This is a genomic window from Winogradskyella epiphytica (assembly GCF_003217215.1).
GTDB lineage: Bacteria > Bacteroidota > Bacteroidia > Flavobacteriales > Flavobacteriaceae > Winogradskyella > Winogradskyella epiphytica.
In genome coordinates this window covers 1,190,112-1,208,540 of sequence record NZ_QJTD01000001.1, presented here as the reverse complement: position 1 = coordinate 1,208,540, position 18,429 = coordinate 1,190,112, and the positions used below count along the sequence as shown (strand labels likewise).

Here is an 18,429-nt window from a genome sequence, read left to right as displayed (position 1 = left end):
CGTTTAAAAATCGTGAGTAATTATAGAATCATCACCATGATATGCTTCAAAAACGTAACCTCCTTCTTGAAGGATGATAAATACTAAGTAACAGATTAGAAAAACTCCTGTCCAAACAATCATTTTTCTTAAGCTTCCTACTTCATCTCTTACGTGCATGAAATCCCATGTGATATAATATGCTTTTACAATTGTCAATAAAATGAATATGAAGTTTAATGGCTTCATATATACAATTGGAGATAATATAATATTTGCTACCGTTGCGAAGAACCCACTTCCTTGAACAGGATCCATCCACGTATGCATTAATATATCTGGTTTGTAAATACCTAATATTACTTCTATTGCTGTAACAAAAGATAACAAGGCTAAAACACCCCAAATTTTATGTGTGTTAGATTTAAATTTCCAACGTCCTCTAAATATTGCTAATTTATGCTCTTGTGCCATAATAAAATCTTAATTTCCTTTTATACTAAATAGAAGAATGTAAATACGAATACCCATACTAAATCCACAAAGTGCCAGTATAGACCAACTTTTTCTACCATCTCATAACTACCTCTTCTTTCGTAAGTCCCTAGAACCACATTAAAGAATATAATAATGTTTAATAGTACACCTATAGATACGTGAAAACCGTGGAATCCTGTGATAAAGAAGAATAAGTCTGCAAATAATGTTGGACCATATTCATTCACTTTAAGGTTAGCACCCTTTACCACTAACTTACCATTATTCTTCAAGTGTTTAAGTGATTCTTCTCGAGATAAAACGGTTTTATGACCATCTTCATCTAAGAATTGTGTTCTTACTCTTAAATTTTCATTGGCTACTAAACCTGAATACATTTCATCTACAGTATAAGGAGGTAATGTTGCCTCTTCTGTAAACCACAATCCATTCTTACGTTCGTGCGCCACACGATCACTTTCTTGAACTGCAGCAAAATCGTCTATAGAGATTCGTTTAAACTTCTCAACACCATCTTCGGTTACATATTCACCAAACTGAATAATATTTCCAGCATTTGTTTGTACAGCACCATAATCACCTTGTATAAATGTTTTCCATTCCCAAGCTTGAGAACCAAGGAAGATAAGACCACCAATTACCGTTAAGAACATGTATAAGGTTACTTTGGCCTTATTCATATGATGACCAGCATCTACGGCTAACACCATAGTTACAGACGACATAATAAGGATAAAAGTCATAAATGCCACATAAATCATTGGCAACTCTTGACCATGTAAAAACGGAACGTGTGTAAACACTTCATCGGCGATTGGCCATTCGTTTACAAACTTAAATCTCGCAAAACCGTAAGCGGCTAAGAAACCTGAGAATGTTAATGAGTCAGATACAAGGAAGAACCACATCATCAACTTTCCGTAACTTGCTTTTAGCGGTCTATTGCCGCCTCCCCAAGTTTTTCCTTCTGTACCAGTACTAGCTACTGTAGAATCCATAGAATTTATTTAAATTTTAAGATTGGACAAAAATAATCAAATTATATATCTAAAAAAATATAAAAACAAAAAGAGCACAAGCCAAAGCATATCTATGAAATGCCAAAAATTTGCAGCTAGTTCAAAACCCAACATATTGTTGGAGTTATACTTTTGTTTAAAATGATTATAAATTACAACAATGAGACATATTAGACCAGCAATGACGTGCGCTATGTGCAATATTGCTATCACATATATGTAAGACATTGTAATATTACTTGTGGGACCTGTAAAATTATAACCCGTAGCTATAATTTCCCCAAATCCAGCAAACTGACTAATAACAAAGCCAATACCTAAAGCTAAGGTAGCCCATAAATAAATGGTTACCATCTTCATATTATTTTGTTTAAGCGCACGTTTACCTAATATAAAGGTTAGACTACTCAACAAAATCAGTATTAAACTTACAAAAAACGCATCCGGTAATTGAAAATCGACCAACCAATCTTCATTACGTCGTTGCTTACTGCTCACTATAAACGCACTAATTAGGCCAGCGAAAGACATAATTAAAGAGCCAATCCCAAACCAAAGCATCATTTTTCTTGATCTTGATCTTTTTTCTTGATGTGATCCTTGTGTTAAATCCATTTTATCTTAAAAATTTATCTGCAACATATATAATTTGCAGTAAGGTGATATAGAATACGCTTGACAGCATGAGTTGTTTAGCCGCTTTTATGGAACGTTCTTTAAATAACCTCCCTGCATAAAACACCATAACTAAACCAATTAGAAATACGAAAACAGCACCTACAATTGATAATTTCAAATCTCCGGTAAACCCAAAAACTGGGATTATAGATACTAAAACTGTCCAAATACTATACATTACAATTTGCACCGCAGTGCCTTTATCTGGTTTTCCAGTTGGAAGCATATGAAAGCCTCCTTTTTTATAATCTTCATGTAAAAACCATCCTATGGCCCAAAAATGAGGAAATTGCCAAAAGAACTGTACGGCGAACAGGGTTCCTGGCTCAATACCAAAACTATTACGAGCTGCAACCCATCCGAGCATAAAAGGTATGGCACCCGGAAACGCACCTACAAAAACGGCTAATGATGTCTTTGTTTTTAAAGGCGTATAAACACAAGTGTATAGAAATATAGAAATAGCGCCATACATGGCGGTTTTTGGATTAATAATATATAAGGTAACTAAACCTAGAATTGTAAATAAAGTCGCAATGACAAAGGCTGTATTAACAGACATTCGACCAGCAGGAATTGGTCGGTTTTTAGTTCTATCCATTAAGGCATCTAAATCGCGCTCAATAATTTGATTATAAGCATTAGAAGCGCCTACCATAAAGTAGCCTCCAAATGCTAATAAAACTAAAGTAGTGATGCTAATCGTTTCTGCTCCAAGAAAGTAACCAGCAACCGAAGAAAAAACCACACTTAGGGATAATCCCATCTTGGTGATTTCTTTAAAATCTGTTACCACAGAGGCTGATGATATTGAAGATTTTGAAATACTCAAACTAAACGATTTATGTTCTTTTAAAAGCGCGTGCAAAGATAGATTGAAAATTGATTCTGACCAACGTTATATGTTAGTTTTATCTTGAACTTACTTTACAAGTCACGCTTACCAAAACACAAAATCAAAGCTAGAATCAAAGTACTGTCAGAATTTTCTTTATTTTTAATGAAGTTAAACATATCATATTATATCCAATTATCAATAATTTAAGCGAAACCCCCTTCAAATTATAGATCGTTGTACCAATTAAATAAATCAGATCTGACGCCCACACTAAACCAAAGTGTATTCGAATCCATTGTTGAAGCCGTTATAGCTTCGGGGTTAAAATCCCTGTAAACAATATTGGTAAACAACTTTAAGTTGGTCGCAGGGTTAAGGACATAACCCGCTTGAATTTCCGTCATAAAACTATTGGTTTTATTCCCTTGTCCAATGGTAACCCCTGTATCCCTATCACGATCGTTATAGTCTCTATAAATATCACCGCCATAAGAAAAATTATCCTCATCAGTATTGTAGTCGAATCCTCGTTTACCAAAAATAAATTTAGCATCTCCAAACCATCTCTTATAATTATATCGACCTATTAAAACCAATTCACTAAAATTAGCACCCCAAAGATGGGCCATAGGCTGATTAAAATGACCATAATTTAAGATTTGCGTATTATGCGAATACACAAAAGGTCTTACTCGGTTATACTCCGCCTGTAGCAATAAATTATCCACTTCAAAAGCATTGAAATATTTAGCGCCTAGTTGATAGCCAAATTTATTCTTCCAACTTTTTTCACCTCCCGTAACATGACTTAATGAGAATTCATCTAAAATAAATTGTCCATATAAATTCACTTTATTATTCAATTTATATTTTGAAGTCAAACCTAAAATAGCGTTTCCTGCACCTTGTCCTGTTTGAAACTCAATAGCTCTAAAAAAGATAATTGGATTTAAATAATTAATATCAAAACCTCGTCCATTGGCATCAGCCCACATTACAGACTCAAACAATCCTATATTTAATCGTTTTGAAACATTCCAACTCAAATAATGATTTGCCATATATTTAGTTAAGAAGGCTTTGTCTTCAACAACTTCCGGTCTAACATCCTTTAACCACATCCATGTGCTTGTGTATTTTATTTTCCAAAAGGTTGCATTCAACTTTAAAAATGGATAAGGACTAGAAACATCACTTTGTAACAGCGATCTATACCCATCTCCTATAAAGTTTTTACCATGTCCGAATTGAACATTAATAAAATCTGCAGGTGTATAAGACAAGTAAGCTTCAGCTACAGGATAATCATATGAATTCTCTTTAAATCGTTTGGCGATACCACGACCAGGAATAATAGCTGGATCTGGACCAAATGCCTTCAAACTCTCAGCATACTGATTAAAGTAATTGGCAAATCGGCCTTGACTCTCATAAACCGATGCCGATAAATTGAATCGTTTTCCTAAGCCTGCTTGAATATAAATCCCTCTTGTATTGTTCCAGGTTGAATTAAATTCGGCTTCTGTATCTTTTCCTAATTGTAAGTCTAATATAGGATCTACCGTAAACCAATAATCCTTGCCCTGAACTTCTACCAAGTGTTCATTAAACACTTTTCTTTCTAACCATGAATCTGCATCCTTTGCTAAACGTTCCTTTTCAGCTTGTACATCATAATATCGTGCCACATCACTATACAAAAATGGTTTTGCAGCCGTATGGCTGTTGGTTCCAATAGCATTCATTTCAGAGTCGAAACGCGCATAATACGAATGTGTAAAAGGAATATTTAATTGGCTTGTATACTCAAGATCTTCGTAAGGTTTTAATTCTTTGTTTAATCTATCTAACTCATCAGATAAGGTAGCATTTAGACTATCTTTTTTAGTAAGCTTGTTCTCCTGTTCAATTTGATCCAACTCTCTAACAGGCTTAGTTAATGGAATATTAATAGTAAGACTATATTGGGTAAACGTTGGGTTACCGTTATAAGTTGCAGGTTTTACTTTTGGAAGTGAATCAAAAACACGTTTAGTTTCTTCTTTTAATTCGTCATAAATCGCATCAACGTAAACCACCTTAAATTCACCATCACTATCTACCTCAAATAATATCTGAATATTTCCTTTGTATGACTCATCCGTAACTACTTGCGGAATTTCAAAATTCTCATAAATAAAACTATTTAAAGTAAAATTGAAGCAAGATTTGATTTGATCTACGGACTCAGAATCGCACTCACTGAAAACAGGAGGCTTTTCGTAAGTAATTATTGTTTGAGCATACCCAAAAGTGGCGGATAGCAGAATAGCAAATAAGACAATTCGCTTCATAAAGACATGATTTTATTGTGCGAAAGATACTTATTTTTTTTAGTAACCTCGAAATCAACTTATATATAAAAAAACCGTTATTTATTAAAATAACGGCTCTTAACGTATATAGGATAATTTATTAATTCCTAACCTCATATATTATTGGCAAATTATAAATTACACCAACTGGAGAATCACCTTGAATACCCGGTTCCATAGTTGGGATTTGGTTAAGAACACGTTTAGCTTCTTTTTCAACAGCAGGGTGCGGCCCTCTAATTTTAACGTTAGTTACGTTCCCGTATTTATCTATCGTAAACTGAGTGAATATTCTCTGCTTTCCTTTGATACCATAGGTGTTTCCAATATTTACGTTAAATTTTCTACCTACTAAACTTCTCACCTTATCATTTAAACATTTTTTACGCTCATTGTTAGTATTGTACTTCTCACAACCCGGAAATACTGGTACTTTTTGAACATTAATAAAATCGATTATTAACGGGTCATCAGGTTCTTCAATGGTTTTAATATCTCCAACTTTTGTTGGTGCATCAACTTTTGGTGTTGTATTTATTGGAACATCAAGTATAGATTCTTTAAGTGGAATATCATTCTCTATTGGGTCAATTAAATCCTTTAAGTCCTCACTTCTTTTTTGCTCTGGTTTTTTAACCTTTACCTTTTCAACTTCAAAAGGAGGAACATAATCGACAGTGATTTTTTCAACCAAGTCCGTCTCTTTAGTTACTGTGATTTTTTCCTTTTGAAACTGCATTTCAAAAAGTGCATAAGTTCCAAGTAAACAAAGTATCAAACCAATCTGAAAATAGAGGCTTGAGTTTTTTTGTAAATTTGCATCGTGCTTGTGTGATTTCTTGACTTCGGAGATGCTCTGGCCAGCATTACCGAAGTGGTTTTTAGAAGTTTTCATAATATGTTTGATTTTATGCCCTCCAAAGAGGGCAAGTTAATATTATGTTAAAATCACAACAAGTATACCAAAACGAAAATCCCGTCCAATTAATTTTGAACGGGATTTTTATTTTAAAAAAAGTTATTATACTTCTTAATCTTGTACTTGGAATACAATTGGAATTGAGAATGGCATTACTACTGCCTTACCTCTTTGTTTTCCCGGTTGCATTTTTGGAAGTTGACTAATAACACGCTTTGCTTCTTTCTCAAGACCTGGGTGAGGTCCACGAGCTACGATATTTGTAATGTTACCAGTTTTATCAACTTTAAATTGAACGAAAATACGTTTCTTTCCAGGAGGTAAACCTAAATCTCCAGCTAAATCTGTATTGAACTTTCTACCGATGAACTTATTCACCTTCTCGTTCATACAAGCCTTCTTAGCATTATTTCCTTTTTCCTTTTCACATCCAGGGAAAACTGCAACATTTTCAATAACTGAGAATGGTACTTCAATATCTTCCTCTACTTCTTCCACTACTACCTCTTCAACTTCAACAATTTCTGTTTCCATCTCAGTTTCTGTAGATTCAATTACAGTTTCCTCAACCTCTTCCTCATCTTCCACGACTTCGATAATTTCCGGAGCTGGTGGCGGTGGTGGCGGTGGTGGCGGTGGAGTTATAATTTGTTCAGTAATTGGCACTTCTTCCTCTAACTCATCATCTAAATTAAGAGAATCGATGGCTATCGCACTCTTATCATAAGTCTTGTAATTAATTGCTAGGTAAGTAACACCCAACATTAATGCAAGGCCTACCGCAAAGTACAAAGAGCTGTTGCGACTGACATCTGATTTCGGATTCTTTTTAGGTTCCATATTTTTATGTTTATTAAAACAGTGCTAATTTAACTAAATAATAGCAAAAAAAACAAGGCTTTGGTTTATTTTAATTTAAAGACATTTAATTGAATTGCAATAAACGTACCAAAAATAGCTCCTATTGTATTAGCTATGAAATCATAAGTATCATAGGTTCTATTTGGGTTGACATAGTACTGTAATAATTCTAAGATAAAACCTAGCAGAACTACAACAAAGAAAACAATATAAGGAATCTGTTTCGTTTTAAATGGTTTAAAATAATAAACCCATAAAAATGATAACCCTATATACGCTACAACATGAAATATCTTATCATCGAATGAGGAGCCTAAACTTGGAACTCCATTCAATGTTATTAAACTCGCAATAACTAATGCCAAAGTATATACCACAGACACTAGTAAAAGCAATTTTTTAACCACTTATAAGTGCTTTATAGTCTTCAGCAGATAATAAATTATCGATTTGAGAAGCATCAGAGAATTTCAACTTAATCATCCAACCGTCTCCATAAGGATCTGTGTTTACTTTTTCTGGCTCATCTTCTAAAGACTCATTAAATTCAACGATCTCTCCAGATAATGGTAAAAATAAATCAGAAACGGTTTTTACCGCTTCAACAGTTCCAAAGACTTCTTCGATATCTAAAGTTTCGTCTAAAGTATCTACTTCAACATAAACAATATCCCCTAACTCGCTTTGAGCAAAGTCTGTAATACCAATGGTTGCTATATCGCCTTCGATCTTAACCCATTCGTGATCTTTAGTGTACTTTAATTCTGATGGTGTATTCATCTTAAATGTGAGATTATATTAATAACAACAAATGTAAATTTTTAATAGCTTCAATTCAAACTTAATTCCCGAAATTATAACGTAACGTTATTCCTGACCTCACTGATGTTTGAGGGAAGGATGTTGATATCGCGAAATCTGAGAACGTATAATCGAAATAGAAAATGGCCGTTAAGTTTTTACTAAAGGCATAATCCGCCGAGTATTTTAGTCCCCAAATTGTTTGACCTGCTGTAATCTGATTATTTTCTAGATCTAAATATCTGATAATAGTTTTATTATCTCTTACAGAAACATCGGCTCTCATGTTTAAATCACTTTTAATGATTTGCTTTGGCCCTGCCAATTGTGAACGAATTCTTAAGTCCTTAATACGGTAACCTAGACCTAAGGTGTATTCTTTTCCTTGGATTTCGGTCATTAAATTATTATCAAAACTCAGTGAGAGAAGTCGATCAGTTTTTATCTCAGCTAAGACCTTAATAGAATTCTTCATTTCAAAATCTAAACGAATTAATGGACTAAACTGTTCTTCCAAGTTGATATTACTAAAAAGCGTTCTGCTCTTAAAGTTACCTGCTTGATCTAAGGCATCTTCATTTGCAGGTGAGTTATAACCTAAGTCTTTATCAAACTCATTAAAATCTAAGTTGGTTCTAAACTGGTTTATTGTATATCGAGATCTGTAGCCATGTTGAACAGAGAAACGTCTGAAGGTGTTTTTAAACCAAGGTAGTTTCATTAACCCTGTGTACTTCAACGTCCAGTTTGGAATTGGGACATCTCTAAAAGCACCCGTGCTTATTTTCTCCGGATCAGATCCTTGATAAGCCGCTAAGAATGCTGGTAACAAAACACGCTGACTGTTTTTACCGAATCCTTCAGGGTAGCCTTCCGCATCAAGGTTGTATGGTGTTGAGCCGTAAAACTCTCTTGCTAAACGATTCGCTATAACTAATCGGTTCGCTCTAAAATCATTAAAGGCATCTGAGTGATTTTCGTCACTCTTACTAAAAGCTGTTCTAATTAATGCGGTTGAAATATTAAAGTTACCGAAAGAATTGGTGATTAAATCTTCATATTCATTACTTAATCCATCGCCATTAGTATCAATTGCCCTAAAACTTTCAGATACATTTTCTGCATAAGTTCTATTACCCGTTAAATCGATTTTAAGATCTCTCATCGGTTCTAAATTCACCGAATAATCAAGACTTGTATTTTGAACTTCTGTATATTGTTGATTAAAATCTGGGAAAGTCGTTAACCATCCATTACTAGCAACTATACTTCTAATATCTTGTTGACTCCCGAAAGTATAACCGAAGGTTGGTCTTAAAGTTCCAATAAATCCAGGGGTTGGCAAATAACCTGGAAGGAATGTCCCATTATTTTCTGTATACCCAAATTGGATTCTTTTAACCATTGTTACTACGTCAATCAACGTATTAACCGCTTTCTCTCCTGCACTTGATTTATTCTCTTCGTTTTGAGCTTCAGGTGTAGCTGAACGCCTTGTTGCTACAGTTCTCGATCTTGCTCTCCCTTTTTGATTGCCTTTTTTAACCAAGCCTAAGGTCTTATAAAGGGTTTCCATATTAAGGGTTGAGTTAATATTATGTGTATTAGAATTCTGAATTGAGTGTCCTAAGTTATAGGTGTTACCATCTAAAACAAGGCCTTCATTCAAATCTGATCCTTTTTGCCATTGAAAAGCACCATTATATGCATAAGTTGTTCTTAAAAAACTTAATGCTGGTATCTTATATAACGGTAATTCATAATTTAACTGGAGTTGTTGAGTTTGAAAATTAGGATCTCCAAAATCAAAGAAACCATCCCAAACATTAAGCTCTGGATCCTGCAGTCCGTTGATGCGATCGTCAATAAAATAATTACGTACAATATTTGTATTAGCGGCCGTGAAATTTAAATTTAATGCGTCGGTAAGGTTGTAATTTATAGTATACTGAAAATCGAAAGTATAATTTCTTCGGTATAATTCTTCAATACCAATATTAGATCCTCCTAATTCTACCTCTCTAAATTTCTGCTTGCTAAACTGTCTATTAATATCTGTATTTACAGAGAAACTTGAAGGCAATAAGTTGAGATTAAAATCTTTTAAAATTTTCCAATATTTACCTGTAAACAGTGAATCATTCTTTTTGAATGGTTCCAATTTCAACGGTTCAAAAGCATAATTATAGTTAACACCCGCCCTTACATTTTGATCTAATGCATTTTCTATTTCAAAATCGCGATGCTCTACTTTATTGTAAGAGTAGTTAAATGTTAGATTTTCTACATCATAAAAACGCTCTTTTTCGTCTCCAGTTCTCTGTTTTCTAACTCCTATAAAATTGATGCTCTTCCGTTTTGTATAATCTTCAGACTGTACTCTTATTCGCTCTTCTTCTTCACTTGAGCTAGCAGCATCTAATCTTGAATCTAACGTAAGGTCGTTATAAAATCTATCGAATTTAGGTGTAACTAATTCCTCACTTTGCGCATAATTAAAAGGTACTTGAAGTCCCCATTTTTTTGGTAGTAATTGCCCTAACTGCAAGTTTGTTACAACATCATATTGTTGTACGTCTTCTAGATTACGTTCGTTTGGTCCTTGTTCAATACCTCCAAAGCCTATAGTGCTTCGTCTTCCTGTAGCACTTACATCAGCAAAATCTGCAATATTAGAATCCATACTCACTACAGCTGCCCAACCACCTTCATTATCTAATTCAGACATACGTAATTCGTTAAACCATACTTCACCACAGGAATTTAATCCTGTAATACCAGAGTTTTTCACGCCAACCATAAGCACTCTAATATCTCCAAAATTAGGATTTCCTTTAATAGCCACACGTTGCTGACCTGTTGGTAATGGTGCAAACTCCGCGACAGGCACTTCACTTAACTGACCATCAACAACATCATAAAAAGTAGGGTCTAAATTAGACAATGACTGATCAAAAATACCCTTAGCTTTAATCTGTTGTAGCACTTCTAATGGCAAGTTAATCTCATTCACTGCCGGCCAAACGCGCTCTTCAATAGAACCTCCACTAACTAAATCTGTCGGCAATAATGGCACTTCTACTTGATAGTAATTTTGAGTAAAATCACTACCCAGTCTAATAAAGGCAACCATTTCTCCTTCTTGAAGTGTTTGTCCTTCCTGTGCTTGAGCATGTAAGAACATACGCAGCTTTTTATATCGACGCATGTCTAAATTAATATTTTTAAACACGCCTTTTGAATCTGTTGGCTCTAATTCACAAGCTTGCAAAACAAGTGATTGTTCATTTTGCCTAATAATATTATTGTTATTGTTTAATTCTTCACGCTCAACTCCAGGCGGAATCACATAATTTCCATCATTTTCTTGAACTCCAACAATACCAACATTGAATTCAACATTCGAACTATTATTCGTTGGGTCGTTATCTAAATCTTGTGTATATCGTCTCCAATCGCTTCGAACTAAATCTAATGTAGCAAAACGCAACACGGTTTTTTCTACGAAATCTGAAACATATAATCGCGCAAAACGTACTGAACGGATATCAGTTATTCCACCAACACGTTGTGTTTCCTCATTGATTGGAATTCTAAATTGATACCATTTAACATCTCTTTGATTACCGTTTGGAAGAGTTACCGTTCGTTCTTTAATGTCATTAATTTGAGGGTTTGCCATATTAAGAGCAGAAGGCTTAATATCTATTTCGTACTCAAAATAACTATCAATAGTATTCATGGTATTATCTCTATTGATATCCTCAACATCTGGTTGTGTCGTTGAACCTCTATTAGTATCGGTGAAGGTATCAGGAGTATTCCCCTCTACACCATTGTACTTTTTATAACGATCAAAAATATTTCCATCTGTATTTAAATAATACGTATAGTTATCATTAGATGGATCATCACCAAATTGAGCTCCAAACTCTAATATTTCTTCTTCATCATTAAAGCCATCAAAACCTACATCCTGATTTGCTCTTTCTGCGCCTGTGGTACCAAAGGTATATATCAATGATTGGTTTTGTGGCACTACACCACCAAAATCTGTCCTTGCTAAACTAGATACGTCTCCATCTGGAGGCAATCCATTTTCAAACTGCTTTTTACCATCCTTTAATATATCTTCAGAGATATTACCTAAGTTAACAAATAGTTTACCACCTGTGCTTGATGGGTTATCTAAGAATGGATCTTGAACCCAAAACTCGATATACTCCACGTTGGCTTGTTCAAAATCTGTAGTTGTAATAGCTCGCGTAATACCAGCCCAACTTGTATTTGGATTTAATGGCGCTCCATTTGCTGCATTCGGGTCGAAATTATATGGACCGCGTTCTGTAGGATAATAGGCTAAGTCTAAAGTATTGATTACTGAAGATTGTCCTTGAACTATATCTACTTGAGGGAATATTTCTTCTATAAATACGCGTCTTGTGTATAAGTCTGAAACGTCATCATCGGTTATACCACCTGGACGTTGACTACTGTAAAATATAGGGTCTATTGTATACCAATTCAACATAGCTCTTCCATAGCCATTTTGAATTCCAATATCGTTGATTGGGTCATTTTCACTTACACCATTAACAGTTAACGGTCTACTTGAAAGTGTCCAAGATAACGGACTCATTAAATCTATAGCTCCTTGCGTTCCTTCAAAGTCATCAATATACGCTGTAGCTTCACCATTAAAGTCTGCACCTTTTGATGCTCCAGGCATTAAATAAGCAAACTCACCTCTCACGGAAAGGTTAGATGGCACATCTGTATCAATGTTCGGCAACTTATTTACCATTCGTGTTAAGAATGGAACTTCTGTTGAATAGTTTCCATTGAAGCCAAAAATTGTATTGTTTATAGGTTCAGAATTGAAATTTGCTTTCTGCGTTATTGGGCGCTCGTTAAGATTTAATAACGTTGCTCCAAGCACAAAATTCTCATTGAATTGATGCTCTACGTTAACTCCTGTAAAACGTTTAGTTTGCTGACCAAATACCGCATTGTTTTCAACAGAAACATTAATTGGTGTATTTGATGCTTTCAAAGCTTCGTCTAAAATCTCTACGCGACCTAATTGATAGTTTACCGTATAATCAATACCTTCTACAAGTTGACGACCACCAGCTGTAACTCTTACTGAACCTCTAGGTACATTAAAAGCTCCAATAGGAATACCGGCATCTCCACCACTACTTTTAAAACGTCCTTTGATTTGGAATTTGTTTTTTTCTGCTTGGTCTAAAGCTTGGGTTTTTGTGGTTTTATAAAGTAAATCGTAAACGTATTTCTCTTGGTTAGGGTTGGTGTATGTATCTTGTTGGTAATCTGAATCGTTATTATTTGGATTTCCATCATCATCTAAAACATCGAATAAATATCGTCCAAAAGGTTCTGTTTTAGTAAATATAATTTTTCCGTTTTGCGATAATACAGTAACCCCTTCAACATAATCAAAGAAACCATCACCTCGTTCTTGAGGGTCGTTATTAAAATTGAGTCGGTCTAAATGAAAAAGTCTAATTAATGGTGTCTCACTAATTTCCGTGTCATCACTGTTATTTGGTGTGTTATTATCAAATGGTGGGAAAGTAGTCCCTTCAACAGGTTTTATATAGTTTAGAGGGGACGATTCTGTATAGAATATATTAAGTTTGAAATCCTCAGGACTTAACTGATAGGCTCCCGTGTCGTAGATATTCTTCATCATTAAATCCCAAATAGGCTGATCTACAGAAGTAACTGCACTCTTCAGCATTTTGGTTACTAAACTCTGATTATTTACCACCTCGTTTCCTGATGAATTATCAACATTTGTCGCATCTACACCATCATTAGCAAACTCTCCTACTTGAAACACTTCCCCTCCAATAGTATATTGGAAGGCAACCGCTAAAACTTCGTCATTAAGTAGACGTTGGTTTAAAGAGATATAACCTAATTTTGAGTTTAAAACATATTCTTGCCCTTCACGTAATTTTCTTGCAGATTCTAATTTACCATAATCAAAACCTTCATTTACTGGCACGTTGATTCCGGCTTGAACTGAAGTTATATTTCTAACTTGATTGGTTAATAAAGAACCAGGACCACCAATATTAGTTGGATCAAAATCATTGTTTTTGTTACTTGGTCTGGCACCTGGATTATTTACAAAACCGCCTGGCAATGGACTAAGTCCAATATTTTCTGGTTTAGATTCCCCTAAATCTTGAAACGCAACGATGTTTCTAACATTTTCTGTTTGGTTGTTTCTATTGGTTACCCAAACTTCTACTCGTGTAATTTGAAGACCTTGGTTATCAATAAAAGGATATTGCATTAAGGCCTTATCATAGGTTTCTCTAAAGTACTGTGCTAAGAAAAAGTGCCTATTTTCGTCATAATCTCTCGCATAGAATTCGAATTCTTCAACAGTTCCTCCTCCTTCTGCAACGACAGACTTTGACTGTGATTGTTGTTCAGAAAATACAGCTGTGACTCTAGTTTTACCAAATTGTAATTCGGTTTTAACCCCAAAAAGACTTTGTGCCCCAGTTATAAGTGAACTGTTAAGTGGCATATTCACATTACCAACTTCAATTTTTCGGATGATATCATCTTCCGTTGGCGTGTATTCTAATTTTACAACTTGTTGAAAATCGAAGGTTGCTTCAGTATCATAATTCGCTGTAACCTGAAGTCTCGTTCCTACTTTACCTAAAAGGCTTAAACTAATTCTTTGATCAAAATCGAAAGTGAAATTTGTTCTATTTCTTGGTGAAAACGAAGGGTTGTCTTGTTTAGAAAAAAGCACCCCTAAATCGACTTCTACCGAACCTTGAGGAACCACATTAATCGTGTTGCCACCAAAGATGCTTTCAAATAATCCCGAATCAACGTAAAACTCAGGTAATAAATTCTTCTGATCTTCTTCTGAACCTTCTTTTTGTCCAGCAGCGGCATCTGCCATTCGCTTATAATAGTCCTTAAGTTTTTCTTGTAAAACAAGTTCCTGAAACTCTTCTGGCGTTAAAATTAAAGGGTGTTTGATATTAAAACCACCTATTTTCTCCGTGTAGAGATAACGATCTAAAATAGGGTCGTATGTGTATTTTGAAACAATACTACTTGGGTTAGGCATATTGAGCTTACCAAGAGCATAAGTTGTTTTTGTTGAGTCCTGTTCTGTTTCGGGTTCTTGAGCAAATGCAGCATTGCCCATTAGCATAACAAAAGCTAATATGAAGAAATATCTAAACGAAAAGCGTGGCTTTTGGAGAGTTTTATTCAATTGCATCATAAGTTTTTAAGAGCTTCTTTAATAATTTGCTCTACACTAGCATCTGGTTGGGTTTGTAGTATTTTTTCAACAACTTTTTCGGATTGTTTTTTATTAAATCCTAAAACGTCTAAAGCAGATAACGCTTCATCTTTGCCTGTATTGTTTGTTGTTATAGAAAGTTCATCTAATCCGTATACTTTTAACACTTTATCCTTTAGGTCAATGATAACACGTTGGGCTGTTTTTATACCTATTCCTTTCACGCTTTGAATCAATGCGACATCACCTCCGGCAATACCTTCCTTAATTTGATCTGGACTTAAAGATGACAACATGGTACGTGCAGTATTCGTTCCAATACCACTAACAGAAATTAATAATTTAAATATTTCACGTTCTGATTTAGATGAGAATCCATATAGACTTTGAGCATCCTCTCTTACGTGGAGATAGGTATATAACTTCAAGTTTTCTTGATCAGGAATTTGAGCAAAAGTATGAAGCGATATATTAATAAAATAGCCAACACCATTGCAATCTATCACAACGTCTGTCGGATTTTTTTCAACAAGTTTGCCCTCTATATGTGTAATCATGTATAACGAAAAGTTAAAAAACCAAATGTAATAAAATTATTTTCATTACATAGACTGTAAGTCAGGTTATAAACGGCAATTCCCTTTTTAGCATATTGAAGAATTAATAATGCTCTTGAGGAAGGTCTTAGTCATTATCATTCGTTTTAAGGAAAAGCTCTAAAAAGAAATCAGGTTATACTATTATTATGAATGTACAACCTGATTTTTTAATTTGTTTTTTATAAATAACCTTATTTCTTAATTAGTCACAACTATTCGGTCTGACTGCGAATTTTAAATCGTTTTCTAGCTTGCTCTCTTTGCTGAGCATCAATAACCGCAATAGCCGTCATGTTTACGATCTCATCAACACTAGCCCCTAACTGTAAAATATGCACAGGTTTATTCATGCCCATCATAATTGGCCCTATAGAATCCGCTTGATTTAACTCTTTCAGCAACTTATAAGTGATATTTGCAGAATCTAGATTAGGAAAAATAAGGGTATTCACTTTACGTCCTGCTAACTTAGAAAAAGGGAATATATCTTGAAGCATTTTGGAATTTAAGGCAAAGTCACTTTGAATTTCACCATCCACAATCATTTCTGGATAGGCTTTATGCAAATACTCTACAGCCTCTCTTACTTTTGCTGAATTAGGATGATCTGATGAGCCAAAGTTAGAGTAAGAAATCATTGCTGTCACAGGTTCTATACCGAACATCCTTGTAATTCTAGAAGTCATACGAGCAATTTTCGCCAAATCCTTAGCAGTTGGATCGATATTAATGGCCGTATCACTTAAAAACATAGGTCCACGTTGGGTAATCATCACATTTGTGGTAGCTACTCTATTAACGCCATCGGCCATACCAATGAGCTCGAGCATAGGTTTTACTACAGACGGATAATTACGAGAATATCCTGTTACTAAAGCATCAGCATCTCCTTCATTTACCATCATTGCCGCAAAGTAATTACGCTCTCGCATTTTCTTTTCTGCTGAATACATCGTTACACCTTGTCGTTTACACTTTTCCCAATAAGCCGTAGCGTAACGATTTTTACGATCAGATTCTTCGTCCGATTTTGGATCTATAATTTGTACGTCATCATCGAATTCAATTTCTTCCATCAATTCGAGAATGGTTTCTTTTCGTCCTAATAAAATAGGAATAGCCATCTCTTCATCATGGGCAATTTGTGCTGCTTTTAGAACGTCTAATTGATCAGCTTCAGCAAAAACCACTCGTTTTGGGTTGGTTTTAGCTCTGCTTAACAACATTCGAACCAGTTTATTGTCCGAACCTAATCGTTCTAATAATGAATTTTTATAACGATCCCAATCTTCAATAGGTTCTTTAGCAACACCACTTTCCATAGCCGCTTTCGCCACAGCTGGTGGTACTTCAGAAATTAAACGTGGATCAAACGGTTTTGGAATAATATAATCTCTACCAAAGGTGAGACGTGTTTCAGAATAGGCGATATTCACCTGCTCCGGTACGGTTTCTTTAGCTAAATTAGATAAGGCTTTAACCGCTGCCATCTTCATAGCTTCGTTAATTTTTGTGGCTCTAACATCTAGAGCTCCTCTAAAGATAAACGGAAATCCAAGTACATTATTTACTTGGTTTGGATGATCGCTACGACCCGTTGCCATAATAATATCTTCTCGTGTATCAACGGCAAGCTGATATCCAATTTCAGGATTTGGGTTAGCCATAGCAAACACGATTGGGTTAGCTGCCATTGACTTTAACATCTCTGGAGTTACTATATCTGGTTGTGATAAGCCAATAAAAACATCGGCATTATCCATAGCTTCAGCTAAAGTGTCTATTTTACGATGCGTCGCAAACTCGGCTTTCTGAGAGCTTAAATCATCTCTATCATCTCTAATCACACCTTTACTATCTAACATGACAATATTCTCACGCTTAGCTCCAAATGCTTGATAGAGTCGCGTACATGAGATTGCCGCAGCGCCAGCACCACTTACAACGATTTGTGCCTCTTCAATCTTTTTTTCAGCTAGCTCTAAAGCATTCAATAACGCTGCCGCAGAAATAATCGCTGTACCGTGCTGATCGTCGTGCATTACAGGAATATCTAATTCGTCTTTTAATCGTCTTTCAATTTCAAAAGCTTCAGGAGCTTTGATATCTTCAAGATTTATACCTCCAAAGGTTGGAGCGATATGCTTAACTGTAGCAATAAATTCTTCAACATCTTCTGTGTCTATTTCTATATCAAACACATCGATATCAGCAAATATTTTAAAGAGTAAACCTTTACCTTCCATGACAGGCTTAGAAGCTTCAGGTCCAATATTTCCCAATCCTAAAACGGCTGTTCCATTGGAAATGACGGCTACTAAATTTCCTTTTGCTGTATATTTATAGACATTATTAATGTCTTTTTCAATTTCTAAACATGGCTCTGCTACACCCGGAGAATAGGCCAAAGATAAGTCGCGCTGAGATGCATATTTTTTTGTAGGTACGACTTTAATTTTACCAGGAGTTGGTTTGGCGTGATATAATAAGGCTTCTAAACGTTTGCTTTGTTTGCTCATAATTTACATATGTATTTTAGGTATGAAATAAACTTAACACTAGTTCATGTTTATT

At 34.9% G+C, this 18,429-nt stretch carries 12 protein-coding genes; all 12 read right to left on the bottom strand.

Translation table 11 applies throughout. From position 1 onward, the window contains the following. Positions 1-3: 3 nt before the first annotated feature. Positions 4-453 carry a cytochrome C oxidase subunit IV family protein gene (locus tag DFQ11_RS05245; protein WP_110474768.1) on the bottom strand — a complete coding sequence of 150 codons (450 nt, stop codon included), beginning with the start codon at positions 451-453 and terminating at the stop codon, positions 4-6. Positions 454-473: 20 nt separating this feature from the next. After that, positions 474-1,475, bottom strand: coding sequence for a cytochrome c oxidase subunit 3 (locus DFQ11_RS05240; RefSeq protein WP_110474767.1), 1,002 nt, complete (start codon positions 1,473-1,475; stop codon positions 474-476). Positions 1,476-1,511: 36 nt separating this feature from the next. Beyond that, positions 1,512-2,111 (bottom strand): cytochrome c oxidase subunit 3, encoded by a 600-nt coding sequence (locus tag DFQ11_RS05235; RefSeq protein ID WP_110474766.1) that lies wholly within the window; start codon positions 2,109-2,111, stop codon positions 1,512-1,514. A 1-nt stretch (position 2,112) separates the two neighbouring features. Next, entirely contained in the window at positions 2,113-3,000 is an 888-nt protein-coding gene (gene cyoE / locus DFQ11_RS05230; protein ID WP_110474837.1) for a heme o synthase, read from the bottom strand. 236 nt (positions 3,001-3,236) lie between these two features. Next, positions 3,237-5,345 (bottom strand): gliding motility protein RemB, encoded by a 2,109-nt coding sequence (locus tag DFQ11_RS05225; RefSeq protein ID WP_110474765.1) that lies wholly within the window; start codon positions 5,343-5,345, stop codon positions 3,237-3,239. 121 nt (positions 5,346-5,466) lie between these two features. Beyond that, positions 5,467-6,261, bottom strand: coding sequence for an energy transducer TonB (locus DFQ11_RS05220; RefSeq protein WP_110474764.1), 795 nt, complete (start codon positions 6,259-6,261; stop codon positions 5,467-5,469). A 135-nt stretch (positions 6,262-6,396) separates the two neighbouring features. Continuing rightward, the gene (locus DFQ11_RS05215; RefSeq protein WP_110474763.1) at positions 6,397-7,125 is read right to left on the bottom strand and encodes an energy transducer TonB; all 729 of its coding nucleotides are present in this window, start codon (positions 7,123-7,125) and stop codon (positions 6,397-6,399) included. Positions 7,126-7,190: 65 nt separating this feature from the next. Further along, complete coding sequence (locus DFQ11_RS05210) at positions 7,191-7,511, bottom strand: VanZ family protein (RefSeq protein WP_233487594.1); 321 nt, start codon at positions 7,509-7,511, stop codon at positions 7,191-7,193. Positions 7,512-7,545: 34 nt separating this feature from the next. Continuing rightward, complete coding sequence (gcvH, locus tag DFQ11_RS05205; RefSeq protein WP_110474761.1) at positions 7,546-7,926, bottom strand: glycine cleavage system protein GcvH; 381 nt, start codon at positions 7,924-7,926, stop codon at positions 7,546-7,548. A 61-nt stretch (positions 7,927-7,987) separates the two neighbouring features. Beyond that, entirely contained in the window at positions 7,988-15,232 is a 7,245-nt protein-coding gene (sov, locus tag DFQ11_RS05200; protein ID WP_110474836.1) for a T9SS outer membrane translocon Sov/SprA, read from the bottom strand. Next, positions 15,232-15,813: a Holliday junction branch migration protein RuvA gene (gene ruvA, locus DFQ11_RS05195; RefSeq protein WP_110474760.1), complete on the bottom strand. Its 582-nt coding sequence runs from the start codon at positions 15,811-15,813 to the stop codon at positions 15,232-15,234. Before ruvA ends, sov begins: the two co-directional genes overlap by 1 nt. Before the next feature lie 254 nt (positions 15,814-16,067). Beyond that, positions 16,068-18,374: an NADP-dependent malic enzyme gene (locus DFQ11_RS05190; RefSeq protein ID WP_110474759.1), complete on the bottom strand. Its 2,307-nt coding sequence runs from the start codon at positions 18,372-18,374 to the stop codon at positions 16,068-16,070. Positions 18,375-18,429: the final 55 nt, after the last annotated feature.

What these genes read in the sequence shown, in the direction of transcription:
- DFQ11_RS05245 (WP_110474768.1), bottom strand. Translation starts at nt 453, where the DNA reads ATGGCACAAGAGCATAAATTAGCAATATTTAGAGGACGTTGGAAATTT.
- DFQ11_RS05240 (WP_110474767.1), bottom strand. Translation starts at nt 1,475, where the DNA reads ATGGATTCTACAGTAGCTAGTACTGGTACAGAAGGAAAAACTTGGGGA.
- DFQ11_RS05235 (WP_110474766.1), bottom strand. Translation starts at nt 2,111, where the DNA reads ATGGATTTAACACAAGGATCACATCAAGAAAAAAGATCAAGATCAAGA.
- DFQ11_RS05225 (WP_110474765.1), bottom strand. Translation starts at nt 5,345, where the DNA reads ATGAAGCGAATTGTCTTATTTGCTATTCTGCTATCCGCCACTTTTGGG.
- DFQ11_RS05220 (WP_110474764.1), bottom strand. Translation starts at nt 6,261, where the DNA reads ATGAAAACTTCTAAAAACCACTTCGGTAATGCTGGCCAGAGCATCTCC.
- DFQ11_RS05215 (WP_110474763.1), bottom strand. Translation starts at nt 7,125, where the DNA reads ATGGAACCTAAAAAGAATCCGAAATCAGATGTCAGTCGCAACAGCTCT.
- gcvH (WP_110474761.1), bottom strand. Translation starts at nt 7,926, where the DNA reads ATGAATACACCATCAGAATTAAAGTACACTAAAGATCACGAATGGGTT.
- sov (WP_110474836.1), bottom strand. Translation starts at nt 15,232, where the DNA reads ATGCAATTGAATAAAACTCTCCAAAAGCCACGCTTTTCGTTTAGATAT.
- ruvA (WP_110474760.1), bottom strand. Translation starts at nt 15,813, where the DNA reads ATGATTACACATATAGAGGGCAAACTTGTTGAAAAAAATCCGACAGAC.
- DFQ11_RS05190 (WP_110474759.1), bottom strand. Translation starts at nt 18,374, where the DNA reads ATGAGCAAACAAAGCAAACGTTTAGAAGCCTTATTATATCACGCCAAA.